General features: G+C 72.4%; 26 protein-coding genes. 19 read left to right on the forward strand and 7 right to left on the reverse strand.

Annotation, left to right across the window (positions count from 1 at the left end):
• Nucleotides 1-75: 75 nt before the first annotated feature.
• Together ACQP10_RS15825 and ACQP10_RS15830 are read right to left on the reverse strand one after the other, a co-directional pair.
• Complete coding sequence (locus tag ACQP10_RS15825; protein ID WP_433541621.1) at nt 76-2,022, reverse strand: ABC transporter ATP-binding protein; 1,947 nt, start codon at nt 2,020-2,022, stop codon at nt 76-78.
• Entirely contained in the window at nt 2,019-3,932 is a 1,914-nt protein-coding gene (locus ACQP10_RS15830) for an ABC transporter ATP-binding protein (RefSeq protein WP_346023402.1), read from the reverse strand. Before ACQP10_RS15830 ends, ACQP10_RS15825 begins: the two co-directional genes overlap by 4 nt.
• 266 nt (nt 3,933-4,198) lie before the next feature.
• Here ACQP10_RS15830 and ACQP10_RS15835 point away from each other — a divergent pair, with 266 nt between their 5' ends.
• On the forward strand, nt 4,199-4,774 hold the full coding sequence (locus tag ACQP10_RS15835; RefSeq protein WP_428837534.1) for a transposase: 576 nt from the start codon (nt 4,199-4,201) through the stop codon (nt 4,772-4,774).
• Nucleotides 4,775-5,273: 499 nt separating this feature from the next.
• Here ACQP10_RS15835 and ACQP10_RS15840 read toward each other — a convergent pair whose 3' ends face one another.
• Together ACQP10_RS15840 and ACQP10_RS15845 are read right to left on the reverse strand one after the other, a co-directional pair.
• Nucleotides 5,274-6,173, reverse strand: a complete 900-nt coding sequence (locus tag ACQP10_RS15840) for a phosphotransferase (protein ID WP_346023403.1) — start codon at nt 6,171-6,173, stop codon at nt 5,274-5,276.
• Nucleotides 6,174-6,296: 123 nt separating this feature from the next.
• Entirely contained in the window at nt 6,297-6,695 is a 399-nt protein-coding gene (locus tag ACQP10_RS15845; protein ID WP_346023404.1) for a nuclear transport factor 2 family protein, read from the reverse strand.
• 254 nt (nt 6,696-6,949) lie between these two features.
• Between ACQP10_RS15845 and ACQP10_RS15850 the strand changes: the two genes are divergently transcribed.
• Entirely contained in the window at nt 6,950-7,738 is a 789-nt protein-coding gene (locus ACQP10_RS15850) for a hypothetical protein (protein ID WP_433541622.1), read from the forward strand.
• A 130-nt stretch (nt 7,739-7,868) separates the two neighbouring features.
• Here the strand turns inward: ACQP10_RS15850 and ACQP10_RS15855 are convergent, their stop codons facing one another.
• From ACQP10_RS15855 to ACQP10_RS15865, 3 genes are read right to left on the reverse strand one after another with little or no spacing between them, the layout of a single operon-like run.
• A complete protein-coding gene (locus tag ACQP10_RS15855) occupies nt 7,869-8,510 on the reverse strand; it encodes a 4'-phosphopantetheinyl transferase family protein (protein WP_433541623.1) in 642 nt (213 codons plus the stop codon).
• Nucleotides 8,507-9,346: a metallophosphoesterase family protein gene (locus tag ACQP10_RS15860; protein WP_346023407.1), complete on the reverse strand. Its 840-nt coding sequence runs from the start codon at nt 9,344-9,346 to the stop codon at nt 8,507-8,509. Before ACQP10_RS15860 ends, ACQP10_RS15855 begins: the two co-directional genes overlap by 4 nt.
• Nucleotides 9,343-10,080 (reverse strand): thioesterase II family protein, encoded by a 738-nt coding sequence (locus ACQP10_RS15865; protein WP_346023408.1) that lies wholly within the window; start codon nt 10,078-10,080, stop codon nt 9,343-9,345. Before ACQP10_RS15865 ends, ACQP10_RS15860 begins: the two co-directional genes overlap by 4 nt.
• Before the next feature lie 290 nt (nt 10,081-10,370).
• On the opposite strand from ACQP10_RS15865, the gene ACQP10_RS15870 reads away from it, so the two are divergent.
• The 17 genes from ACQP10_RS15870 to ACQP10_RS15950 all read left to right on the forward strand — a co-directional run bounded on the left by ACQP10_RS15870 (nt 10,371) and on the right by ACQP10_RS15950 (nt 23,538).
• On the forward strand, nt 10,371-10,991 hold the full coding sequence (locus tag ACQP10_RS15870) for a D-sedoheptulose-7-phosphate isomerase (protein WP_179817782.1): 621 nt from the start codon (nt 10,371-10,373) through the stop codon (nt 10,989-10,991).
• Entirely contained in the window at nt 10,988-11,386 is a 399-nt protein-coding gene (locus ACQP10_RS15875) for a HypC/HybG/HupF family hydrogenase formation chaperone (protein ID WP_346023409.1), read from the forward strand. Before ACQP10_RS15870 ends, ACQP10_RS15875 begins: the two co-directional genes overlap by 4 nt.
• 18 nt (nt 11,387-11,404) lie before the next feature.
• On the forward strand, nt 11,405-12,097 hold the full coding sequence (locus ACQP10_RS15880) for a D-sedoheptulose-7-phosphate isomerase (RefSeq protein ID WP_179817780.1): 693 nt from the start codon (nt 11,405-11,407) through the stop codon (nt 12,095-12,097).
• A gap of 137 nt (nt 12,098-12,234) precedes the next feature.
• Nucleotides 12,235-13,326: a hydrogenase expression protein HypE gene (locus tag ACQP10_RS15885; RefSeq protein WP_346023410.1), complete on the forward strand. Its 1,092-nt coding sequence runs from the start codon at nt 12,235-12,237 to the stop codon at nt 13,324-13,326.
• 2 nt (nt 13,327-13,328) lie between these two features.
• Nucleotides 13,329-15,134 (forward strand): nickel-dependent hydrogenase large subunit, encoded by a 1,806-nt coding sequence (locus tag ACQP10_RS15890; RefSeq protein WP_433541624.1) that lies wholly within the window; start codon nt 13,329-13,331, stop codon nt 15,132-15,134.
• Nucleotides 15,131-15,826 (forward strand): NifU family protein, encoded by a 696-nt coding sequence (locus ACQP10_RS15895; protein ID WP_389995643.1) that lies wholly within the window; start codon nt 15,131-15,133, stop codon nt 15,824-15,826. The genes ACQP10_RS15890 and ACQP10_RS15895 overlap by 4 nt, the downstream gene beginning before the upstream one ends.
• Complete coding sequence (locus ACQP10_RS15900) at nt 15,823-16,461, forward strand: DUF5947 family protein (RefSeq protein WP_389995646.1); 639 nt, start codon at nt 15,823-15,825, stop codon at nt 16,459-16,461. Before ACQP10_RS15895 ends, ACQP10_RS15900 begins: the two co-directional genes overlap by 4 nt.
• Nucleotides 16,454-17,083, forward strand: a complete 630-nt coding sequence (locus tag ACQP10_RS15905; RefSeq protein ID WP_433541625.1) for a DUF6084 family protein — start codon at nt 16,454-16,456, stop codon at nt 17,081-17,083. Before ACQP10_RS15900 ends, ACQP10_RS15905 begins: the two co-directional genes overlap by 8 nt.
• Complete coding sequence (locus ACQP10_RS15910; RefSeq protein WP_433541626.1) at nt 17,083-18,819, forward strand: hypothetical protein; 1,737 nt, start codon at nt 17,083-17,085, stop codon at nt 18,817-18,819. The genes ACQP10_RS15905 and ACQP10_RS15910 overlap by 1 nt, the downstream gene beginning before the upstream one ends.
• A complete protein-coding gene (locus ACQP10_RS15915) occupies nt 18,816-19,307 on the forward strand; it encodes a hydrogenase maturation protease (protein WP_179817774.1) in 492 nt (163 codons plus the stop codon). Before ACQP10_RS15910 ends, ACQP10_RS15915 begins: the two co-directional genes overlap by 4 nt.
• Before the next feature lie 22 nt (nt 19,308-19,329).
• Entirely contained in the window at nt 19,330-19,434 is a 105-nt protein-coding gene (locus ACQP10_RS15920) for a DUF6893 family small protein (protein ID WP_373287446.1), read from the forward strand.
• 75 nt (nt 19,435-19,509) lie between these two features.
• Nucleotides 19,510-19,902 (forward strand): hydrogenase maturation nickel metallochaperone HypA, encoded by a 393-nt coding sequence (locus tag ACQP10_RS15925; RefSeq protein ID WP_179817773.1) that lies wholly within the window; start codon nt 19,510-19,512, stop codon nt 19,900-19,902.
• Nucleotides 19,850-20,128: a HypC/HybG/HupF family hydrogenase formation chaperone gene (locus tag ACQP10_RS15930; RefSeq protein ID WP_386149352.1), complete on the forward strand. Its 279-nt coding sequence runs from the start codon at nt 19,850-19,852 to the stop codon at nt 20,126-20,128. The genes ACQP10_RS15925 and ACQP10_RS15930 overlap by 53 nt, the downstream gene beginning before the upstream one ends.
• Before the next feature lie 6 nt (nt 20,129-20,134).
• The gene (gene hypD, locus ACQP10_RS15935) at nt 20,135-21,262 is read left to right on the forward strand and encodes a hydrogenase formation protein HypD (protein WP_179817771.1); all 1,128 of its coding nucleotides are present in this window, start codon (nt 20,135-20,137) and stop codon (nt 21,260-21,262) included.
• Nucleotides 21,259-22,368, forward strand: a complete 1,110-nt coding sequence (hypE, locus tag ACQP10_RS15940) for a hydrogenase expression/formation protein HypE (RefSeq protein WP_312872862.1) — start codon at nt 21,259-21,261, stop codon at nt 22,366-22,368. The genes hypD and hypE overlap by 4 nt, the downstream gene beginning before the upstream one ends.
• Nucleotides 22,369-22,419: 51 nt before the next feature.
• On the forward strand, nt 22,420-22,893 hold the full coding sequence (locus ACQP10_RS15945) for a hypothetical protein (protein WP_433541627.1): 474 nt from the start codon (nt 22,420-22,422) through the stop codon (nt 22,891-22,893).
• A gap of 363 nt (nt 22,894-23,256) precedes the next feature.
• On the forward strand, nt 23,257-23,538 hold the full coding sequence (locus ACQP10_RS15950) for a hypothetical protein (protein ID WP_389995910.1): 282 nt from the start codon (nt 23,257-23,259) through the stop codon (nt 23,536-23,538).
• Nucleotides 23,539-23,674 lie beyond the last annotated feature (136 nt).

The following is a 23,674-nucleotide window of genomic DNA, read 5'->3' on the forward strand; positions in this document are numbered from 1 at the left end:
CGCGGGCGCCCACCGCTCAGGACCGGCGTCCCGGCGAAGACGGCCGTCGCCGTTCCGCCGGGACGCCGGGGACGCTCACCCGCGGCCGGCCGGGGCCCCGGACCCCTCCGACACGCTGTCCAGCCAGGCCCGGTGCAGGCCGGCGAAGCGGCCCCCCTCCGCGATGAGCCGGTCGGGGGAGCCGTCCTCCACGATCCGGCCGCCCTCGATCACCAGCACCCGCTCGGCGGTCTCCACGGTCGACAACCGGTGGGCGATGATCAGCGCGGTCCGGTCGGCGAGGATCGTGCGCATCGCCCGCTGCACGAGCCGCTCGCCGGGCACGTCGAGGCTGGAGGTGGCCTCGTCGAGGATCAGCACCGCCGGGTCGGCGAGGAAGGCGCGGGCGAAGGCCACCAGCTGCCGCTGGCCCGCCGACAGCCGGCCGCCGTGCTTGCCGACCTGGGTGTCGTAGCCCTCCGGGAGCGCCGAGATGAAGTCGTGGGCGCCGATCGACCGGGCGGCCGCCATGACCTCGTCCATGGTCGCGTCCGGACGGCCGAACCGGATGTTGTCGGCCACCGTACCGGTGAACAGGAAGTTCTCCTGGGTCACCATGACCACCGCGCCGCGCAGCGTCTCCTCGGCGAGGTCGCGCAGATCCACCCCGTCGAGCAGCACCCGGCCGGCGACGGGGTCGTAGAACCTGGCGACCAGCTTCGCCAGCGTGGTCTTCCCCGCCCCCGTGGTGCCGACCAGCGCCACGCTCTGCCCGGCCGGGATCACCAGATCCATCCGCGGCAGGACCGGCGTGCCGTCGAGGTAGGAGAACTCCACCTCCTCGAACCGCACCTCGCCGCGCGGCCGCTCCAGCGCCACCGGCTCGCGCGGCTCGGCCACCGCCGGCCGCTCGTCCAGCACGCCGGCGAGCTTCTCCAGCGCCGCCGCCGCGGACTGGAACGTGTTATAGAACTGGCTGATCTCCTGCATCGGCTCGTAGAACTGCCGCAGGTAGAGCAGGAAGGCCGCCAGCACGCCCACCTTGACGTCACCGCCGATGGCCCGCCAGCCGCCGTACAGCAGGACGGCCGCGATCGTGACGTTGCCGATCAGCTTGACCCCCGGCATGAACATCGCGATCAGCCGCATGCTGCGGACGTTGGCGTCCCGGTAGTCGACGTTGAGCCCGGCGAAGATCTCCTGGTTGCGCGGCTCCCGGCGGAACGCCTGGACCGCCCGGATACCGGTCATCGACTCCACGAAGTGGACGATCACCAGGGCGACCGTCTCCCGGGTCCGGCGGTAGGCGATGCTCGACTGCCGCCGGAACCACCGGGTGAACAGCAGCAGGACCGGCAGCGGCAGCAGGGCGACCAGCGCCAGGGGGACGTCCAGGACCAGCAGCAGGACCGCGGTGCCGACCAGCGTCAGCACGGCGGTGACCAGCCCGTCGAAGCCCGACTGCAGCATCTCGGAGATGGCCTCGATGTCGGAGGTGAGCCGCGCGACGACCCGCCCGGAGGTGTAGTCGTCGTGGAACGACAGCGACAGCCGCTGGAAGTGGCCGAACACCCGCCGCCGCAGCTCCAGGAGGATGTTCTGGCCGATCCGGCCCGCCATCCTGAGGAACACCTGCCGGCTCACCGCCTGCACGGCCGCCGCGACCAGGATCGCCGCGACGACGGTCACCAGCGTCCCCGGCCCCTGACCGGCGGCCATCGGCGGGATGCCGGAGTCGATGCCCACCTTGACCAGGAAGGGGATGGCCAGGGCGGCGGCGTTGCAGACGACGATGACCGTGACGAGCAGCGCGATCTGCCTGCGATAGGGGCGCAGCAGCTCGCCGAGCAGCCGCCTGGACTGGGAGCGCAGCACGAGCGACTCCTGCTGCGGCGAGTCGTCGTCCTTCTCGGCGGCGACCCCCCGCCACGCCCGCTCGTCCTGCCCGTCCTGCCCGTCCTGCCCGTGCTCCGGCCGGTCCGGGCGGGCCGTTCCCGCTGTTTCCGCCGTTTCCGCCGGTCCCGCGTGGTCCGTCGTGCTCATCGCAGCGCCCCCTCGCTGTCCAGGTCCATGCCGGCGCCCAGGCCGGTCTCCCCGTCCGGGCCGGTGTCCGGGACGGGATCGTCGTCCAGGGCGGCCGAAAGCAGCGCGCGGTACTCCGGCACGCTCGCCAGCAGCTCGTGGTGCCGGCCGACGTGCGCGATCGTGCCGTCCAGCAGCAGCGCCACCTTGTCCGCCAGCAGGACGGTGGAGGCGCGGTGCGCCACGACGATCCCCGTCGCGTCGCGCAGCACGTGCCGCAGCGCCTCCTCCACGAGGATCTCCGTCTCGACGTCCAGCGCCGAGAGCGTGTCGTCCAGCACGAGGATCCTCGGCCGGCTCAGCACGGCGCGGGCCAGGGCCAGCCGCTGACGCTGCCCGCCGGACAGCGACATCCCCTGCTCGCCGATCCTGGTCTCCAGCCCCCACGGCAGCCGGTGGACGAACCCGGCCTGCGCCGTTTCGATCGCCGCCTCGATCTCCTCCTCGGTGGCGTCGTGCCGGCCCAGCGTCAGGTTCTCCCGGACGCTCATCGAGAACAGCGTCGGCTCCTCGAAGGCCGTGGCGACCAGCGAGCGCAGCGCGGGCAGCGACAGGTCCCGCACGTCGTGCCCGTCGATCGTGACCCGGCCCGCGGTGACGTCGTGCAGCCGCGGCACCAGGGAGGTCAGCGTGGTCTTGCCCGAGCCCGTCGCGCCGACGATCGCGACCGTCTCACCGGGCCGCACGTCCAGCCAGACGTCGCGCAGCACCGGCTCGGCCGCGCCGGGGAAGCGGAACTCCACGCCCTCGAACCGCAGGTGCCCCCGGGGCCGCTCGATCTCCCCGGAACCGCCGACGATCTCCGGCTCGGTGTCGAGCACCTCCAGCACGCGGTCCGCCGCGGTCATCGCCTCCTGGCCCTGCACCAGGATGAAGCCCAGGGCCGAGATGGGCCACACGAGCTGCAGCATCAGCGTGGTGAAGGCGACCAGCGTGCCCAGCGTCAGCGAGCCCGAGCCGACCGCGAGCGCGCCCAGCAGCAGCACCAGCGCGAGCGTGACGTTCGGGACCACCTCCAGGAAGGTGAAGAACTTCGACGACAGCCGCACCTTCTCCATCGAGGAGCGGTAGACCTTGTCCGCGCCCTCGCCGAAGAGGCCCGCGACGTGCCGCCCGCGGCCGAACGCCTTGATCGTCCGGATGCCGACCGCGGACTCCTCGATCACGGTGGCGAGGTCGCCCTGCTCGTCCTGGACCCGCCGGGAGACGTCGATGTACCCCCGCTCGAAGCGCAGCGAGGTGATCACCACCGGCGCCGCGGACAGGGCGACGAGCAGGCCGAGCGGCCAGTACATGTTCAGCAGCAGCCCGGTCACCGTCACGATCTGCACGGTGATCAGGACGAGGAAGAGGATGCCGAAGCCGAGGAACCGCCGGATCACCGACAGGTCCGTGGTCACGCGCGACAGCAGCTGCCCGGACTGCCAGGAGCCGTGGAAGCTCATCGGCAGCCGCTGCAGGTGCCGGTAGACGTCGTCGCGGAGCCTGGTCTCCACGTCCAGGACGACGTCGGACAGCAGCCATCTGCGGGCGAAGATGAGTCCCGCCTCCAGCACGCCCAGCGCCAGGGCCAGCAGGGCGAGCGGGACCAGGGCGTCGGTGTCGCCGTGCGCGACGGGACCGTCGATGATCTTCCGGGCGACCATCGGGATGACGATCGCGATGCCGGTCGCCACGAGGGCGGGCAGCCAGATGAAGACCATGCGGGTGACGTGGGGGCGGAGGTAGGACCTCATCCGCCACAGGGAGGTCAGGCCGCGGCGCGGCGGGGCGGCGGGGACCGGGCGGGCGTCCTCCGCGTGCCCGGCGGTGTCGTCTGCGGTGGAGTCCTTGGAGTCCTTCTGTTCGAGGGGGTCCGTATCAGGGGGCATCAGCAGGCAGCACTCTCCTCACGGTCTAGGGGTGGTTGATCGCCGACCGGCGCACAGAACCCGCCTAGGCTAAGGCAGCCGTCAACCGGTTTTCCGGTCGGTGGGGCCGGGCTTCCCGGGCCGCGGACACCGGGCCTCGGCGCCGCGGGCTCACCCGGGAACGCCCCGGCGAGCCGGCGTCCCGGCGTCGCCCACGGCGGCCCGCCGCGACCCGTCATGACCCATCGTGACCCGCCAGAACTCACGGCGGCTCACGGCGGCTCACGGTGGCTCATCTGGCGGAGGGGTTCCTTGAGTCTCCGCCCGCCGTACGGCCTCGGCAACTCCCTCCGGGGTGGCGCTGCCGTAACCGCGGCGGCAGGCAGGGCTGCGCGCCCCCGCGCCGCCACCCGCCCTTCGGGCGGGCTCGTGCGGGTCCGGGTAGGTCACCCGGGCAGCCTGCCCCGCGCGGCCGGCACTCCGACGCCGCCATCATCACCGGCTTCCCCGGTCTGGCCGACCTCACCGGTGCCCGGGTGCTCGCCGAGATCGGTGACGACCGCGCCCGCTTCGCTGTCGTCCGCGCGCTAAAGGCCTACGCCGGGTCGGCGCCCATCACCCGCGCCTCGGGCAAGAGCCTGGTCGTCCACCATCGCAAGGTGAAAACCAGCGCCCGGGCCGCCGAGCTCCTCGCCTGGACGAACCCGCCAGGGCCTGGGATTTCCGGTCACCGGGCAGAATTCGGGGTCGACGGCGCGCGTCTTACATGCCACCAGTTCTCCCCAGTCCGCCCGGCAACTCCTTTCGGTCATCCCGGGCTGTCGCATGCAGCCGAGAAATATGATGCCCAGTTCTTGACATGACAGAGGGGATAGATCTCGCTCGACGCAACTCAGATAATCGGAGCCGAGAGCCGCACAGGTGGACGCTCCCGCACCGTCGACGTCGACGCGCGCACACCGGTCGACGACATGGAGAGCGCCCGCACAGATGATTTCTCCCCAGCGCCCGGATCCTTGCCGGCATTCGGAGACCATGACGCGTCCCTGCGTGCATCCGGGGGACGCCGAATGCACGCCGCGGCACCTCTCGAACACCGGCCGCTCGGCCGCCGCCGATCCGACCAGCGCCGTCATCAACAGGATGGTGGCGCCCAGCATGGCCAGGAGCGGCCGCACACCGCTCCCGGGTGTGCTCGATCGCATCGGAATCAATGACAATCAGGTTCGAACTTCAGGTTCAACACGCCCGTACCGCCAGATCGAGCAGAGTCCGTGTAGGTGACCCAGGCACCACGGCCCGGATACCGGTCGCGGAAATCGGAGAATTTACCGTTGATCCATTCTATGCCCTCAACCCCGGTTACGGCCTGAGATCGAAGAAGGCCTTCACCCGGCGCTCGTGGTGTTCGAGGCCGTCCTCGTCATGCTCGGCGCCCTGACGCCGAGCGTGCTCGAAATATGCCGCCTCGCGGCGCAGCCGGTGCCTGATCAGCTGGACGAGCGTCTCATCGTCCATGCCGCCCGCGGTCCCGCCGGCCTCGTGATAATCGGTGACGAAGCGGCGGCGTCGGACCGGGCTGTCGCCGTACTCATCGGCCCATTCGAGCGCTGCGGACGCCACCTCCATCTCAGGCGCTCCGACGATGGCCTCATCCCAGTCCAGGACGGCCACCAACCGGCCGTCCCTGGCGAGGGTGTTCCCCGGGTAGAAGTCCCCGTGCAGTGGCTGGCGTACGGGGTTGCGGCGATGAAAGTCCGCCAGCCAGCGGTCCAGTCCTCGATCGGCCAACTCGGGAACATCGTGTGGCGATTCCCCGTACAGGCCGGTCTCCACGAACGAGGCCACCGGGCGCGGCGGCGGCCGGTGGGAGGCCAGCGTACGGTGCAGCCGCGCGAGAAGCCGCGCGCCCTGCATCCGCACCTGCGGCTGATCCTCATCAGGCCACCCGCCCTCGACATAGGGCCACACCGACACGGGCCGGCCGTCCACCCGGATGACCGTGGTCCCGTCGCGTGCACGCAACGGGGCCACCGCCTCAGGAAGGGTGGAGGCGGCATGTACGGCGATCGAGTGACACCACTCGGCCTCGGCGCTCGTACGTCTCGCGGGGCCGACGCGTACGACGAGGTCATCGACCCGGTACGCCGCCGACTCCTCCCCGCCGTACAGCCGCACCGGGTCACCGGCGATGCGCCGTCCCCACGCGTCCTGGACCGCGCGCCGCATGGGGACGGTCAGCGGCGTATCGACGAAAGGCATCGCGACCTCCTACAGGTCCTCAGGGTCAACGCGCCCGATGGCACAGAAGGGCGGTGGCGATGGTGACCCGGGCAGGTCCCAGCGCGGGAAGGCACCTCTCACGACTCCGCTTCCCCGGTGCGGTCAGGGCTGGTCATACCAGGCGAGCGCTGTGATCCGCCAGCCTTCTGAGGTGCGGACGAGCTGGATGGTCTTGGTCCCGCCACCTTCGAACGGTTCGCCGTCCAGGACCCCTGACTTCCGGTACTCACTGAACCGTGACGCGATATCGCCCGCGATCTCGGTCCGTTCGGAGGTCTCCCACTCGGAGAACTCGACGAGCCGGCCGTCGGCCAGCAGCCGCCGGCGGGGCTCGATGAACTCGTCGACGGTGTAGACCGTAAGCTCCGGGCCGGTCTTCACGATCACACCACCCGGAAGAACCAGCCGCTTGATCCGGGCCACGTCGGCAGCCTTGCCGCCCCGGTTGTCAAAGGCTCCGAAGAAATCGGCGGTCACCGAATCGATCTCGATTTTTGACATGGCGGGACAGTAACACCGAGTCGTACGTGGTGACCGGGGCCGGCCGGCTGCCGGTGTCGGCTCTTGATTCGCAGCTCGGGTGCGCTTCGTCCGGGCGGACGTCCCGGCGCCGATGCCCTGGAGGATCTCCTCGCGTTCGGCGGCGGCCGGGTGCCGTGCGGAATGCCGCCACGGGTCTGGCGCGCGCCGCCGCTCCGCGTGAGGAAACGGCGGACGTGGCGCATCGGCGCGACCGGTGCCTATATGGTCCCGGCATGAACTCCGCTTCCGCGAACATTCCGGGCCCGTGGTCAGAGCAGCTGAGCGGCGCCTTTGAGATCCTGCTCGGCCGTCCGCTGGCGAGTTTCGACGCCGACGCCGTATATGCGACGTTCTTCGGCGGCAACCTCATCAACGAGCTCGGTTTCGCGCAGGACGCCGCCTGGGTGAATCCGGCCGCCCTCCGCGGCGCCGAGCCGGTCATCTGGGACTGCCCGGTCTTCGACCTGGACGAGCCGCTGCTGGAGTTCGACGCGAGCCGGTCGGTCTTCGAGTTCGACAAGGCCGGGCTGCCGCCGGAGTTCGAGGCGGATCTCGCAGCGGCATGCTTCGCGGACCGGCTCATCCTGGGCGGCGACCTGGATCCCCTGCTGGCGCGCCACGACCTCGCCGCGTCCGATCTGCACGGCACCTGGACCGTCTGCCACCCGCGGCTTGTCTCGGACGGCACGCTCTTCGACGCGATGCGGGTCGCCACCGCGCTCGGCACGGGCCCCGAAAGCCTCCTGCCCCTTGAAGCGGAGGCGGCCGAGGAGTGGCGGGAGGCGCTGGCCGGCCTCACGCCGCCCGAGCTGTTCACCCACCTGAGTTTCTTCTGCACCGAAGGCGAGGAGGGGCTGATGTACCTGCGGACCGAGCGGTCGGGCGGCGACCTGCTCGCCGACGAGGGCTGCACGCTGATCGCCAACTGGGAGGAGGGCCAGGGCCAGGTCGAGTTCGCGGTCGTCCAGGTCGGCGAGCCCCTGGCAGGGCCCCGCCCGTCCGCTGGCCGGCCACGCCGATGACCTGTTCCGGTTCCCTGACCTGCGGACGGCCCCGGCCTGACTCGACGCGGAAGCGGGCCGTTCCGGGGCGGCGTCCCAGTTCGGGGGTGTTCGCGGTCTCCGGGGCGTCCGCGCCGCTCCCGGCGCGGAGTCACCCCGGCGGCAGGGCGATGGCGGTGACCGCCAGGCCGTCGGAGACGAGCCAGCGGCCGGTGAAGCCGGTCAGCTCCCGGCTCTCCACCTCCGGCCCGGCCACGAGCAGCCGGGCGGTGAACGTCCCGGCCGGGTCGAACGTGACGTGGGCCTCGTCGAAGTCGAGCCAGCACCGGGCCAGCGGGAACCACGCCTTGTAGACGCTCTCCTTGGCGCTGAACAGCAGCCGGTCCCAGTGGATCCCGCCGCCGAGGCGCGCCAGCTCGGCCCGCTCCTCCGGGAGGGCCACGGTCTCCATGACCCCCTCGGGGAGCGGCTCGTGCGGTTCGGCGTCGATGCCGACGGTGAGGGCCTTAAGGGAGACCGCGGCGGCACGGTACCCCTCGCAGTGGGTGATGGCGCCCCGTACCCCGGCGGGCCAGACGGGCGCACCCAGCTCGCCGGGCAGGATCGGGGCGGGCGGCACGCCCAGGCGGGCCAGCGCCCGGCGGGCGCAGTGCCTGGCGGTGGTGAACTCGCGCCGCCGCCGCTCCACCGAGCGGGCGATGACCGCCTCCTCCTCGGGGAACAGCCGGGCGTCGGGCGGGTCGGCGAACGCCTCGGCGCTCGCCACCCACGACGGCAGGATCTCCCCGATCACGACGCCGCCGGGGGAGCGGGCAGGATGCGGCGCGGCCGGCCCGGCGGGGTGGGGCGGGGCCGCCACTCGCGCGGGTAGCCCAGCGAGACCTCCTCGAAGCGCACACCGTCGTACCAGGTGGTGCGGGGGATGTGCAGGTGGCCGTAGACGACCGCGCGGGCGTCGAACCGCAGGTGCCAGTCGGCGGTGAGCTCGGTGCCGCACCAGATCGTGAACTCCTGGTGGTGCATGACCCGGGTCGGTTCGCGCACCAGCGGGTAGTGGTTGACGAGCACGGTCGGCAGACCCCCCGGGCGCTCGGCCAGCCGCCGCTCGGTCTCGGCGACCCTGGCCTCGCACCAGGCGGCGCGCGAGGGGTAGGGATCGGGGTGCAGGAACACCTCGTCGGTGCAGACCACGCCCCTGTCGTAGGCCAGGGCCAGCGCCTCCTCGGCGGTGGCGACCCCCGGCATGCGGAAGGTGTAGTCGTACAGCACGAACAGCGGGGCGATCACGACCGGCCCGCCCGGCCCCTCCCACACCGGGTAGGGGTCCTCCGGGGTCACCACGCCGAGGTCGCCGCAGACCTTCACCAGGTGCCGGTAGCGCTCCTCGCCGCGCAACCGGACCGGGTCGCTGGAGTGGGACCACAGCTCGTGGTTGCCCGGGACCCACACCACCTTCTCGAAGCGTTCGGCCAGCAGGCCGAGCGCCCACTCGATGTCGGCGACCTTCTCCGAGACGTCCCCGGCGACCAGCAGCCAGTCGGACCCGGACGACGGCCGCATCTCCTCGACGATCCGGCGGTTCTCCTTGTAGCCGACGTGCAGGTCGCTGACGGCCAGCAGCGCCGTCACGCGTGGACCGCCCTCAGCGAGCCGAGGATCATCCGGGCGATCTCCGGTACGTGGTGGGCGAGGAAGAAGTGGCCGCCCGGGAAGACCTTCAGCTCGAAGCGGGAGCTGGTGTGCCGGCCCCACGCCTCGGCCTCCGCCACGCTGGTCACCGGGTCGGCGTCGCCGGTGAGCGCGGTGATCGGTACGGCGAGCCGCGCCTCGCCGTCGGGGCGGTGGGTGCAGACGGCCCGGTAGTCGGCGCGCAGGCTCGGCAGGATCAGTCCGCGCAGCTCCTCGTGCCGCAGCACCTCCGGGTCCGATCCGCCGAGCCTCGCGGCCAGGGCCACGAGCTCGTCGTCGCCGAGCAGGTGCGCGGTCTCCTGCCGGGTCGTGGAGGGGGCGCGCCGCCCGGACACGAACAGCGCGACGGGCCCGCCGCGGCCCAGCCGCCGGGCGACCTCGAAGGCCATGACGGCCCCCATGCTGTGCCCGAAGAACACCCGCGGCCGGTCGCCGCCGCCGAGCGCCTCGGCCGCCCGGTCGGCGAGCAGGGGCAGGTCGTCGATCAGCGGTTCGTCGAACCGGTCCTGCCGGCCCGGGTACTGCACGGCGAGCATCTCGGCGGCGGGCGCCAGGGCCGCCGACAGCGGGTGGTAGTAACTCGCGGTGCCCCCGGCGTGCGGGAAGCAGACCACCTGGACGTCGCTCCCGGGTGAGGGGTGGAAGCACCGGATCCAGCGGGCGGCTGCCGTCAAGGTCGTTCTCCTTCGGTCGGTCGGCGGGCCGCCGTGCCGCATGCGCGCCGTACGGCGGCGGCCCCGCCGCGAGACGACCCCACTGCGAGACGATAACGGGGAACGTTGATCATCACCAAGGGCGGGAACCCCGCGGGATACGGGAATCCCGGCGAATCCCCGCCGCCGGCGGCCACCGCGGGCGGTTGGGCGAGTGATCAGATCTTTACTCCGCTTTGTGGCGTCGAAGGTGTCGATTCGCCGAACACGGAACGTAATCTGACGACTACCGTAAATAACGGAGCGTTCACATGCCAGTGACATCGACCATGCAGTTGGCCGTCAGCGAGGCCTTCGCCCGCAGGGACTCCGCCGGTCACGCTCTCGCGGAGGACTCCCTGCGCATCGCCCGCGCGTGCCGGGAGATGGCGGACCGGTTCCATCGCGGCGGGAAGCTGATCGTGTTCGGCAGCGGCGGGGGCGGCACCGATGCGGCCCACATCGCGGTCGAGTTCATGCACCCGGTCATCATGGGCAAGAAGGCACTGCCCGCCCTGGCCCTCAGCAACGACGCCGCCACCGTCAGCGGGGTGAGCGCCCGGGAGGGGCCCGCAGAGTCGTTCGCCCACCAGTTGCGCCGCTGGGCCGACCCGGCCGACATGGCGCTCGGGATCTCCCGCGACGGCGACTGCCCGGGTGTCCTGCGCGGCCTCCAGGAGGCCGGGGCGCTGGGCCTGTTCACCCTCGCCCTCGTCGGCGGCGACGGCGGAGCCGTGGTGCGGGAGCGGGCGGCCGAGCACATCCTGATCGCCGCCTCCGACGACCCGGCGGTGGTCAAGGAGATCCACGTCACCGTCTACCACGTGCTGTGGGAGCTGGTCCACGTCTTCCATGACCGGCCCGGCCTGCTCGGCGGAAAGGAGACAGGATGAGCGGCGAGGACGGCTGCTGCGACACCGGACCGTGCGTCACGTGCGCGGACGAGGCCGTGCCGATGCGGGTGATCCGCATCAGGTACGGCGGGCTGGCCGTCGCCGGCGCGGGCCCGGTGACCACGGAGGTGAGCGTGGCCCTGGTGGACGCGGCCGAGGGCGACACCGTCCTCGTCCACGCGGGGGAGGCCATCGCGGTCGTCGGCAGGCATCGGCGGGCGCCGGGAGACCCGGCGACCGGGGACGCCATGACCGGGGACGCGATGAGGGACGCGGCGACCGGGGACGCGGCCGTCAGGGACGCGGTGACCCGGGACGCGGCGACCGGAGACGCGACCGCCGGAGAGGCGGCGGTCGGAGACGCCGTGATCGGCGGACGTCGGGGAACACGGTGACCAGGAGAGGAAACGGCGATGAGCACCGGTGACCAGCCGCCCGAGGGGATGGGCGGGCTCTACCCCTTTCTCTACCCGGGCCCGGGCGACCTCGACGCGGTGCTGACCGAGGCGCTGCGCTCCACCGGCGAGAAGGCCGCCGAGATCGTCCGGTTGCGCCGGGAGCTGGCCGAGTCGATGGCCGACGAGCTCGTCGAGTGCGCCGGGGAGATGGCCATCCGGTTCGCCGCCGGCGGGCGGCTGTTCGCCTTCGGCAACGGCGGCAGCAGCACCGACGCCCAGGAGGTGGCGACGGCGTTCCTGCACCCGGATCACGGGCTGTCCCTGCCGGCGCTGTCGCTGACCAGCGATGTCGCCGTGGTGACCGCCCTGTCGAACGACGTCGGCTTCGACGTCGTCTTCGCCCGCCAGCTCGCCGCCCTCGGGCGGCGCGGCGACATGGCCTTCGGCCTGACCACCAGCGGCGGTTCCGCCAACGTCGTGCGCGCCTTCGAGGAGGCGGCCCGGCAGGGCATGCTCACCATCGCCCTGGCCGGCGACAGGGGCGGCAGGCTGGCCGAGCTGGAGCTGCTGGACTACCTGTTCGTCATCCCCTCCTCCTCGGTGCACCGGATCCAGGAGGCGCAGACGACGGTCTACCACGTGCTGTGGGAGCTGACCCAGCACGCCCTCGGCGCCGTCCCCGCCCCACCGGTCCGCAACGTCGGCTGACGGCGAACCGGACACGAGAGCACGAGGAACGCGAGGAGCCCGAGGAGACACGTCATGATCCGCACCGCACGAGACCTCCCCCACCACCATCGACCACCGGCATCGAGGCATGGGGAGCCCCGGGAAGGCAGGACGGCATGACGGCACCGGCGGACCAGGAACGGCAGGGGAAACAGGGTGCGGCGGAACAGCCGGAGGAGGAGCCGATCGTCCACATCCTCTGGATCAACGCCGGGCTGAGCTGCGACGGCGACTCGGTCGCGCTGACCGCGGCGACGCAGCCCAGCATCGAGGAGATCGCCCTGGGGGCGCTGCCCGGCCTGCCGAAGGTGGCCGTGCACTGGCCGCTGATCGACTTCGAGTCCGGGCCGATGCAGGGCTCCGATGTGTTCATCGAGTGGTTCTTCCGGGCCGCGCGCGGCGAGCTGGAACCGTTCGTGCTGGTCGTGGAGGGCTCCATCCCGAACGAGTCGATCAAGCAGGAGGGCTACTGGTGCGGGTTCGGCAACGACCCGGCCACCGGGCAGCCCCGGACCACCAGCGAGTGGCTGGACATCCTCGCGCCGAAGGCGACCGCCGTACTGGCGGCCGGCACCTGCGCCACCTACGGCGGCATCCACGCCATGGCGGGCAACCCGACCGGCGCGATGGGCGTCGCCGACTACCTCGGCTGGGACTGGCGTTCCAAGGCCGGGCTGCCGATCGTCAACGTGCCGGGCTGCCCCATCCAGCCGGACAACCTGTCGGAGACGATCCTGTACCTGCTCTACCAGCTCACCGGGCAGGCGCCGATGATCCCGCTGGACGAGGCGCTGCGGCCGACGTGGCTGTTCGGCCAGACCGTGCACGAGGGCTGTGACCGGGCCGGCTACTACGAGCAGGGCCAGTTCGCCGTCGAGTACGGCTCGTCGAAGTGCCTGGTGAAGATCGGCTGCTGGGGGCCGGTCGTACGGTGCAACGTGCCCAAGCGCGGCTGGATGAACGGCATCGGCGGCTGCCCCAACGTGGGCGGGATCTGCATCGCCTGCACGATGCCCGGCTTCCCCGACAAGTTCATGCCGTTCATGGACGAACCGCCCGGGGCGCGGGTGTCGTCCACGGCCAGCGGCGTCTACGGCGGCGTCGTGCGCGGCCTGCGCCACATCACCCTCAAGACAGTCGACAAGGAACCGAAGTGGCGCACCAAGGGTCGCGCCCTGCTCACCGGTTACAAGGCGCCCTGGAGCTGAGTATGAAGACCTCACCCAAGACGGAGGAGACCGTGCCGCCCGGCGGCCGGGAGCTGGTGGAGATGTCGTGGGACCCGATCACCCGGATCGTGGGCAGCCTCGGCATCTACTGCAAGATCGACTTCGCCAACCGGGAGGTCGCCGAGTGCTACAGCACGTCGTCGATCTTCCGCGGCTACAGCATCTTCATGAAGGGCAAGGACCCCCGCGACGCGCACTTCATCACCAGCCGGATCTGCGGCATCTGCGGCGACAACCACGCCACCTGCTCGGTCTACGCCCAGAACATGGCCTACGGCGCCCGCCCTCCGGCGCTGGGAGAGTGGATCATCAACTGCGGCGAGGCCGCCGAGTACATGTTCGACCACAACATCTACCAGGAGAACCTGGTGGGGGTCGACTACTGCGAGAAGATGGTGCGCGAGACCAACCCCGGCGTGCTCGCGCTGGCCGAGAACACCGAGGCTCCGCACGCCGCCGACCACGGCTTCCGCACCATCGCCGACATCATGCGCTCCCTCAACCCGCTGGAGGGGGAGTTCTACCGCGAGGCCCTGGCCATGAGCCGGGTCACCCGGGAGATGTTCTGCCTGATGGAGGGCAGGCACGTGCACCCCTCCACCCTGTATCCCGGCGGGGTCGGCACGGTCGCCACCGTGCAGCTGTTCACCGACTACCTCATCCGGCTGACGCGCTACGTCGAGTTCCTCAAACGGGTCGTGCCCATGCACGACGACCTGTTCGACTTCTTCTACCAGGCGCTCCCCGGATACGAGGAGGTCGGCCGCCGCCGGGTGCTGCTCGGCTGCTGGGGCAGCTTCAACGACCCCGAGCACTGCGACTTCGACTACCGCACCATGAGCGACTGGGGCCGGCGGATGTTCGTCACCCCCGGCGTGATCGTGGACGGCCGCCTGGTCACCAACGATCTCGTCGACATCAACCTCGGCATCCGTATCCTGCTGGGCAGCTCCTACTACGACGACTGGGCCGGGCAGGAGCCGTTCGTCACCCACGACCCGCTGGGCAACCCCGTCGACATCCGGCACCCGTGGAACCAGCACACCATTCCCCATCCGCAGAAGCGCGACTTCACCGGCAAGTACAGCTGGGTGATGTCGCCGCGCTGGTTCGACGGCGCCGACATGCTCCCGCTGGACACCGGCGGCGGCCCCCTCGCCCGCCTGTGGTCCACCGCCCTGTCCGGGCGGGTGGACATCGGCTACGTCAAGGCCACCGGCCACAGCGTGCAGATCAACCTGCCGAAGACCGCCACGCGCCCGGAGAAGACGCTGGAGTGGACCATCCCCACCCACAACGGGCAGCCGCTGTCCAACGCGCTGGAGCGCAACCGGGCCCGCTCCTACTTCCAGGCGTACGCGGCGGCCTGCGCGCTGCACTTCGCCGAGCAGGGGCTGGCCGAGGTCCGCGCCGGGCGCACCCAGACCTGGACGCCCTTCGAGGTGCCGGAGGAGGCGATCAGCTGCGGGTTCACCGAGGCGGTCCGGGGCCTGCTGTCGCACCACATGGTGATCAGGAACGGGAAGATCGCCAACTATCACCCCTACCCGCCCACCCCGTGGAACGCCAGCGTCCGCGACTCCTACGGCACACCCGGCCCGTACGAGGACGCGGTGCAGAACACCCCGATCTTCGAGGAGAACCGGCCGGAGGACTTCAAGGGCATCGACATCATGCGCACCGTGCGCAGCTTCGATCCGTGTCTGCCGTGCGGGGTCCACATGTACCTCGGCGGCGGCAAGGAGCTGCGCAAGCTGCACAGCCCGCACGCCTTCGGCCCGGCATGACCGGCCCGGCGGCCACCGGGCGGCGGCCCGGGGCGGGGCCGCCCGCCGACGGACCCGGAGCCCGCGACGTCCGGACCGACGGATCCGGAGCCCGCGACGTCCGGACCGACGGGCCCGGCGCCCGCGGCGTCCGGGCGGGCGGGTCCCGGGGGCGGGAGGTCCAGGCGGCCGGCGAGCGCGTCGAGGCGCTGCTCGCCGACCTCGGCGCGCACGCCGACCCCGCGACACGCGCCAGGGCCGAGGAACTCGTCCGCGCCCTCGTCGAGCTGTACGGCGCCGGCCTGGAACGCGTCGTCGAGGCCGTCGTGGAGGCCGGGGCCGCCGACGTGCTGCACCGCCTGACCGGCGACGACCTCGTCTCCGGCCTGCTCATCCTGCACGACCTGCACCCGCTCGGCGCCGCCGAACGCGCCGCCGCCGCCCTGGAACGGGCCCTGGCCGGCCGCGAGGAGAAGGCCGAGCTGCTCGGCGTGGACGAGACGGGCGTCGTACGGCTCCGCCTGACGGGCGCCGGTCACGGCTGCCCCTCCTCCCGGCGCGCCCTGCTGCGCGCCGTGGAGGACGCCGTGACGCTGGCCGTGCCGGAGGCGGCGCGCGTCGAGATCACCGAGGCCGGCGACCCGGCGGCGGGCCGGTCGCCCCTGCTGCAGATCGGCCGCCGCCCGGCCGCCGCGGGCGGGGGAGCGTCATGACGGCGGCCACCGGGCTGCGCCGGTTCCGGACGCGGGACACCGAAGCCGCGCCCCGGTGCGAGCTGTGCGGCGAGGTGGCCGGGGAGGACCACGGGCACGTGGTGAACCTGGAGACCCGGGCGCTGCTGTGCTCCTGCGCCGGCTGCCACCTGCTGTTCTCCCACGACGGCGACTCGCGGCGGCGCTACCGGGGGGTGCCGCGCCGCCACCTGCACGCGCCCTCGTTCCCCCTGACCGAGGCCGACTGGGAGGAGATGCGGATCCCGGTGCGCACCGCGTTCTTCTTCCGCAACTCGGCGCTCGGCCGGATCGTCGCCTGCTATCCCAGCCCCGCCGGGGCCACCGAGTCCCTGCTGCCGCACGACACCTGGGAACGGGTCCTGTCGGCCTGCCCGGCGATGGCCGGCGTGCTGCCCGACGTCGAGGCGCTGCTGGTGGACCGCCGCCCGGAGGGCGGCTTCACCTGCCACCTGGCGCCGATCGACGCCTGCTACCGCCTGGTGGGCCTGGTGCGGCTGCACTGGAAGGGCTTCGACGGCGGCCCGGAGGTCTGGCGGGCCATCGACGGCTTCTTCGCCGACCTGCGCCGCCGCGGCCACCGTGTCCCGGAGTCACACGGGGGCGGCCGTGGATGAGATCGCCTTCACCTGCCTGGGCGCGCGGGCCGAGCCGTACGCGGCCTTCCCGACGCTGGTCTTCCGGCTGCGCGTCACCGAGCCGTCGCCCGCCGGGGTGCACGCCGTACTGCTGCGGTGCCAGCTCCGGGTGGAGCCGCACCTGCGGCGGTACGGCCCCGCGGAGGCGGACCTGCTCGGCGACCTGTTCGGCGACCCGTCCCGGTGGGGCGACACGCTCAAGCCCCTGCACTTCGCGACCGTCTCGGCCACCGTCCCCGCCTTCCGCGGCGTCACCGAGATCGACCTGCCCGTGCCCTGCAGCTACGACCTGGAGGTGGCCGCGGGCAAGTACTTCGCCGCGCTGGAGGACGGCGAGATCCCGCTGATCCTGCTGTTCGGCGGCACGGTCTTCGCCCGCGCCGGGAACGGCTTCTCGGTCACCCAGATCCCCTGGCACCGGGAGGCCCGCCACCGGCTGCCGGTCGGGGTGTGGCGGGAGCTGATGGACCGCTACTTCCCGGACAGCGGATGGCTGCGGCTGAACCGCGGCACGCTGCGGGCCCTGCGCCGCCTCAAGACCGAACGCGCCCTGGCCACCTGGGACGAGGCCGTGGAACTACTGCTGGAGGAGAGCCGGTGATGACCGCTCCCATGGAGATCGCCCGCCGGGTCGCCGACGCGGTGCTGTACGAGGGCTACCTGCTCTACCCCTACCGGGCGTCGGCCGCCAAGAACCGGATGCGCTGGCAGTTCGGGGTGCTCGTGCCGCCGGGGTTCGACACCACCTGCGAGCACTCCTCCAGCGTGACCGAATGCCTGCTGGAACGCGCCGACGACGCCGAGGTACGGCTGCGGCTGAGGTTCCTGCACGTCAGGACCCGCCTCGTCGAACGGGCCGAGGACGGCGGCCACCGGCCCGTCGCCGAGCTGACCGTCGAGACGGCCGGACCGGCCACGCCGGGAACCGGTGCGGCGGGCGGGGTTCCGGACGGGGTTCCGAGCCTGGAGACGGTCGGGGAGACGGACCCGGGGACGGCGGGTGCCGGGGCGCCGGGAGGGGTGACGACCTACCTGTCCTTCGAGGAGGCCACCGAGCGCGAGACGGAGGTGGCCTTCCCCGTCGCCGAACTGCTCGACGGCGAACGCGCCGCCGACGTGCGCCTGCCCGGGGACCGGTCCGTCGAGGCGATCACCGGGCCGTCCGGCCAGGCCCGGGGCCGCGTCGTCCGCGAGCATCTGCCGCTGCACGCCGTCGTGCGGGCCCGCGCCGAGCGGGTGGCGGGGCCGTACGACCTCGTCCGGCTGAGTGTGAGGGTGGAGAACGTCACCGGCTGGGACGACCCGGACGCCACCCGCGAGCAGGCGCTGCGCCGCTCGCTGATCTCGGCCCACCTGATCATCGGGGTGACCGGCGGCGCGTTCGTCTCCCTGCTCGACCCGCCCGAATGGGCCCGGCCCGCCGCCGAGACCTGCCGCAACGAGCGCACCTGGCCCGTCCTCGTCGGCGAGCCCGGCCACCGCGACGTGCTGCTGTCGTCGCCGATCATCCTCTACGACTACCCGGACACCGCCCCGGAGAGCCCGGGCGACATGTTCGACGCCACCGAGATCGACGAGATGCTGCACCTGCGCACGCTCACCCTCACCGAGGAGGAGCGGCGGCAGGCCCGTGCGACCGACCCCCGGGCGGCCCGGCTCCTCGACATGGTGGCGACCCTGCCACCGGAGCTGGCCGAACGGCTGCACGGCGCGATCCGCCACCTGGAGACACCCGCCCGCGGCGGCACCGCGCCCCGCTGGGGCTCGGCGGCCGGCCCCGGCGCCGCTCCGGAGGAGGGCGCGTCCCCGGCCGGTTCACGCGCGGAGCCTCCGCCGGATCCCGTGCCCGGCACCGCGAACCCCGGCGCCGCGCCCTGGGACGGACCCGGGGACGCCTTCTGGAGCGACCTCGCCGCCGGGCCCGGCTCCTCGCCGGAGACCGACGCCGTGTCCGTCGCCGGGGTGGAGGTCGCCAGGGGCAGCCGGGTACGGCTGGCACCGGGCAGGCGGCGCGCCGACGCCCACGACATGTTCCTGGCCGGCCGGACCGCCCGGGTGGAGGCCGTGCTCACCGACCTCGACGGGGCGCGTCACCTGGCGGTCACCCTGGACGACGACCCCGGCGCCGACCTGCACCGCTCTCACGGCCGCTTCCTCTACTTCGCCCCCGACGAGATCGAACCGCTCGACGCCCCCGGCCCGGCGGACGGCCCCGGCGCCGGGACGGACGCGAGGGACATGAAGGCCGCGAGGGACATGAAGGCCGCGGGGGACATGAAGGCCGCGGGGGACATGAGGGACGCGGCGGACGCGCCGGAGAGGCGGGACGCCCCATGAGCGGCATCCTCGTCGCGGGCGTCGGGAACGTCTTCCTCGGCGACGACGGGTTCGGCGTCGCGGTGGCCGCGCGTCTGGCGGAACGCGACCTGCCCGCCGGGGTCTCGGTGGCCGACTTCGGCATCCGCGGCGTCCACCTCGCCTACGAGCTCACCGGCGGCGGCCACGACACCGCGATCCTCGTCGACGCCGTGGCCCGCGGCGGCCCGCCCGGCACGCTGTACGTCCTGGAACCCACGCCCGGCGAGGTGTCCGGGCCGGTCCTCGACGCCCACGACATGACCCCGGAGACCGTGCTGGCCCTGGCAGGCGCGCTCGGCGGCCGGACCGGACGGGTGCTGCTCGTCGGGTGCGAGCCCGCCGACCTGTCGCCCGGCATGGAGCTGAGCCCGCCGGTGGCCGCGGCCGTCGGCGCGGCCGCGGACCTGGTCGCCGACCTGGTCCATCAGGAGATGGCCGCGGCACCGGTGAGCGCCCGCTCGCCGTAGCCGGCCGTAAGGAGGAGAGACCGTGTTGAGACGCCTGTTCGTCGGAGCCGTCCTGGTGGGGATCGGCGTGCTGGTCTACCAGTCGATTCCCGACCTCAAGCGCTACATGCGGATCCGCAGGATGTGACACCCGGCGAGGACCGGCGAGGACCAGCGACAACCAGTGAAGGCCGGTGGGACCGGCAAGACCAGTGAGGCGGACATGCACGAATTCGGGATCGCCGAGGCGATCCTCAGCGCGGTGGAGAAACGCGCCAGGGGCCGCAGGGTGGAACGGGCGCGGGTGCAGGCGGGCGCCATGCTCCGGGTCACCGAACCGATGATCAACCAGGCGTTCGCCATGATCGCCGGAGGGTCGGCCGCCGAGGGGGCCCACGTCGACCTGGTCGTCGTGCCCGTGCAGCTGATCTGCCGCTCCTGCGGCCAGACGGCCGCGTCCCTCGACCCCTACGCCACCTGCCCGGAGTGCGGTGGCGTCGACCTCGACATGGAGGGCGGCGACGACCTCGTCCTCGAATCCATCCAGATGGCGGAGGCCACCCATGTGCCTGGGAATCCCGGGGGAGATCGCGGAAATCCTGACCGACCGGCCTGACCTGGCCATGGTCGACGTCAGCGGCGTACGGCGCGCGATCAACATCGGCCTGCTGGAGGGTGAGCCCCTCGCGACCGGCGACTGGATCCTCATCCACGTCGGCTTCGCGCTGTCGAAGATCGACGAGGCCGAGGCGCGGGCCGCGCTCGACTTCCTCGAAAGCATCGGCGACGCCTATGACGAGGAGATCGCGGCCCTCCGAGAATCCATGATCGAGCAGGGGTGATGACCGGTGCGTTTCGTCGACGAGTACCGTGACGCCGGCCGGGCGCGGGCGCTGGCCGCGCGGATCGCCGGGCTGTGCGAGCCCGGCCGCCGCTACAAGTTCATGGAGGTGTGCGGCGGCCACACCCATGCCATCTACAAGCACGGGCTGGAGGACCACCTTCCCGAGGCCGTCACGCTCGTGCACGGTCCGGGCTGCCCGGTCTGCGTGATCCCGATGGGACGGGTGGACGACGCGATCCACGTCGCCATGCGGCCGGACGTGATCATGACGTCGTTCGGCGACATGATGCGGGTGCCCGGGGGCGGCGGTTCCTTCCTGGACGCCAAGGCCCGCGGCGCCGACATCCGCATGGTCTACTCCCCGCTGGACGCCCTGCGGATCGCCCGGGACAACCCCGGCAAGCGGGTGGTGTTCATGGGCATCGGGTTCGAGACCACCGCGCCCTCCACCGCGATGACCGTCCTGCGCGCGCGGGCCGAGGGGATCGGCAACTTCTCGGTCCTCTGCAACCACGTCATGATCATCCCGGCGATCAAGGCGATCCTCGACTCGCCCGACCTGCGGCTGGACGGGTTCGTCGGGCCCGGCCACGTCTCGGCCGTCATCGGGTGCCGGCCGTACGGGTTCATCGCCCGCGACTACGGCAAGCCGCTGGTGGTGGCCGGGTTCGAGCCCCTCGACGTGCTGCAGACGGTCCTGCGGCTGCTGGAGCAGCTCGCCGCCGGGCGGGCCGAGGTGGAGAACCAGTACGCCCGGGTCGTGCCCTGGGACGGCAACGCCCGCGCCCTCGACGTCATCAACGAGGTGATGGAGCCGAGACCGTACTTCGAGTGGCGGGGCCTGGGGTTCATCTCCTCCTCGGCGCTCGCGATGCGCGAACGCTACGCCGACTTCGACGCCGAACGGATCTTCGACCTTCCCGGCGTGCGGGTGGCCGACCCCAAGGCGTGCCAGTGCGGCGAGGTGCTCAAGGGCGTGCTCAAACCGTGGGAGTGCAAGGTGTTCGGCACCGCGTGCACGCCCGAGACGCCGATCGGCACCTGCATGGTGTCGTCGGAGGGCGCCTGCGCGGCCTACTACAACTTCGGCCGGTTCTCCCGGGACCGGGTCAGGGAGGCGACCCGCACGTGAACACCGACGCGACCACCGGCGCCGGCGAGGCGAGGGCGGAGCAGGACCGCGAGGCGCTGGTGCTGGAACGCATCGAGCGGGTGCGCCGCCGCCCCGCCCGCGTCCGGGAGGACCGCGTCACCCTCGCGCACGGCGCGGGCGGCAAGGCGACGCACACCCTCGTCGAGGCGGTGTTCCTGGAGGAGTTCCGCAACCCGCTGCTGGAACCCCTGGAGGACGGCGCGGTCTTCGACGGCCTCGCCCTCACCACCGACGCGTTCGTGGTGACGCCGCTGTTCTTCCCGGGCGGCGACATCGGCGACCTGGCCGTCAACGGCACCGTCAACGACCTGGCGATGTGCGGGGCGCGCCCCCGCTACCTGTCGGCGGCCTTCGTCGTCGAGGAGGGCTTCCCCGTCGCCGACCTGCGGCGCGTGACCGCCTCGATGGCGGCGGCGGCGCGGGCGGCCGGCGTGTGGATCGTCACCGGCGACACCAAGGTCGTCCAGAGAGGCAAGGCCGACGGCTGTTACATCACCACCGCCGGGGTGGGGACGATGGACCGCCCGGTACGGCTCAGCGCCGCCGCCGCCCGCCCCGGGGACGCGGTCATCGTGTCCGGGCCGATCGGCGAGCACGGCGTCACCGTCATGATCGCCCGCGGTGAGCTGGACATCCAGGCCGACCTCGCCTCCGACACCGCGCCCCTCAACGGGCTGACCGAGCGGCTGCTGGCCGCCTGCGGCGACGGCCGGGTGCGCTGCCTGCGCGACGCCACCCGGGGCGGGGTGGCGACGGTCGTCAACGAGATCGCCGGAGCCTCCGGGGTCGCGGTCGTGCTCGACGAGGACGCGATCCCGGTGCGGCCCGCCGTACGCGGGGCGTGCGAGCTGCTGGGACTCGACCCGCTGTACGTGGCCTGCGAGGGCCGGATGGTCGCCGTGGTCGACGGGGAGGCCGCGGACGCCGCCCTCGCGGCGCTGCGCTCCGACCCGCTCGGCTCCGGCGCGGCCGTCATCGGGCGGATCGCCGACGACCCGCCGGGGCTGGTGCTGCTGCGGACGTCCTTCGGCGGCACCCGCATCGTCGACCTGCTGGTCGGCGACCCGCTGCCGAGGATCTGCTGACGGCTCCCGCCGGAAGACCACTGAGAACCGAGACCCACGGGGGTGGCGGACATGAAGAAACCACGCGAGAAGCGGCAAGGTGCCGCACCGGACACGGCGCCGGGCACGGCACGGGACGACGGCGGCTCCGGCGGGTCCGACGGCACCGGCGGCACCGTCTGGCACGGCTTCGCACCGGCCGTGGGCCGGGCGAGCGAGGAGGTGGTCCGGGCGGGTAACCGCGCCTGGGGGCCTCCGCCCGAGGGCCTGGGACCAGAACGGGAGGTGTCGCGGGCGGAGCGCGAGGGGATCTCCTCCACCGAGCACGCCCCCGTGGGGCCGATGGGCGTCGGCGTCAGCGAGACCCGCGGCCCGGAGAAGCTCGCGGCCCGGAAACGCGAGAAGGGCCGAAGGGCGGGCGGCGTCGACGAGCGGACCGGCAGACCGTACGGGACCTCCGGGCCGGAGGAGGCCACCGGCGTCGCGCCGCAGGAGACGGTCGAGGGGGAGAGCCCCTACATGCCGCCGGGGGATCAGGCCGGTTAGAACCGGTACGGACCGAGAGCCCGTGTGGACCCCGGATCCGAACGGGCCTCCATCCCCATCGCGGGACGGGTCGCCCGGCCCGTTCCGCGATGTCACGGCGGCATGGCCGCCGAGCGCGCGGTTCAACGGTCGTATCGCCGTGATCGACGGCTCGGTCGGGTGCGGGGTGGGGGCTGCTCGATCGCGGCAGGAGCCGCCGCGAGGTTCGGCACCGGGAACCGTGAAGAAGAATTGGGGGAATCCGTCCCGGGTGATCACATCACCTTGTGTGTCGCACTCCTCCTTCTCCGTGATGAACTGCATAGAGTTGTCGGAGTGGAACCGAGCGTGAGTGGCAGGAAAAGCGGCGACGGCGCCATTGTCATGATCTCCTCGCGGGTCCGTAAGGGATGTGAAGAGGAATACCGTCGATGGCAGGAGAGAACCGACGAGGCCGCCCGCCGTTTTCCCGGATTCGAGCGTATGGAGACATATCCGCCCGGCTCCGGCGAGCAGAACACGTGGATGGCGGTGTTCCGCTTCTCCAGCCCCGACCAGCTGAACGCCTGGCTGAACTCCGACGTGCGGCGCGGCCTGCTGGAGGAGGGCAGGGCGTTCCTGGAGGAGCGCGCCGCCAGACCGGACGGTCCCGCCCCCGGCGGATGAGGGAACCGAATCCTCGTCGTTAAGGCGCATCCGGACACGCTCCCGTTCGCGAAGTCACCTTCACCGACGCAGAGGAGCGATGCCCATGGCCACCGGCACCCGCGAGACCGAGCACCGCACCGGCGAGCCGCCCGGG

Origin of the sequence: Streptosporangium sandarakinum (assembly GCF_050942225.1) — a bacterium.
Classification (GTDB): domain Bacteria; phylum Actinomycetota; class Actinomycetes; order Streptosporangiales; family Streptosporangiaceae; genus Streptosporangium; species Streptosporangium nondiastaticum.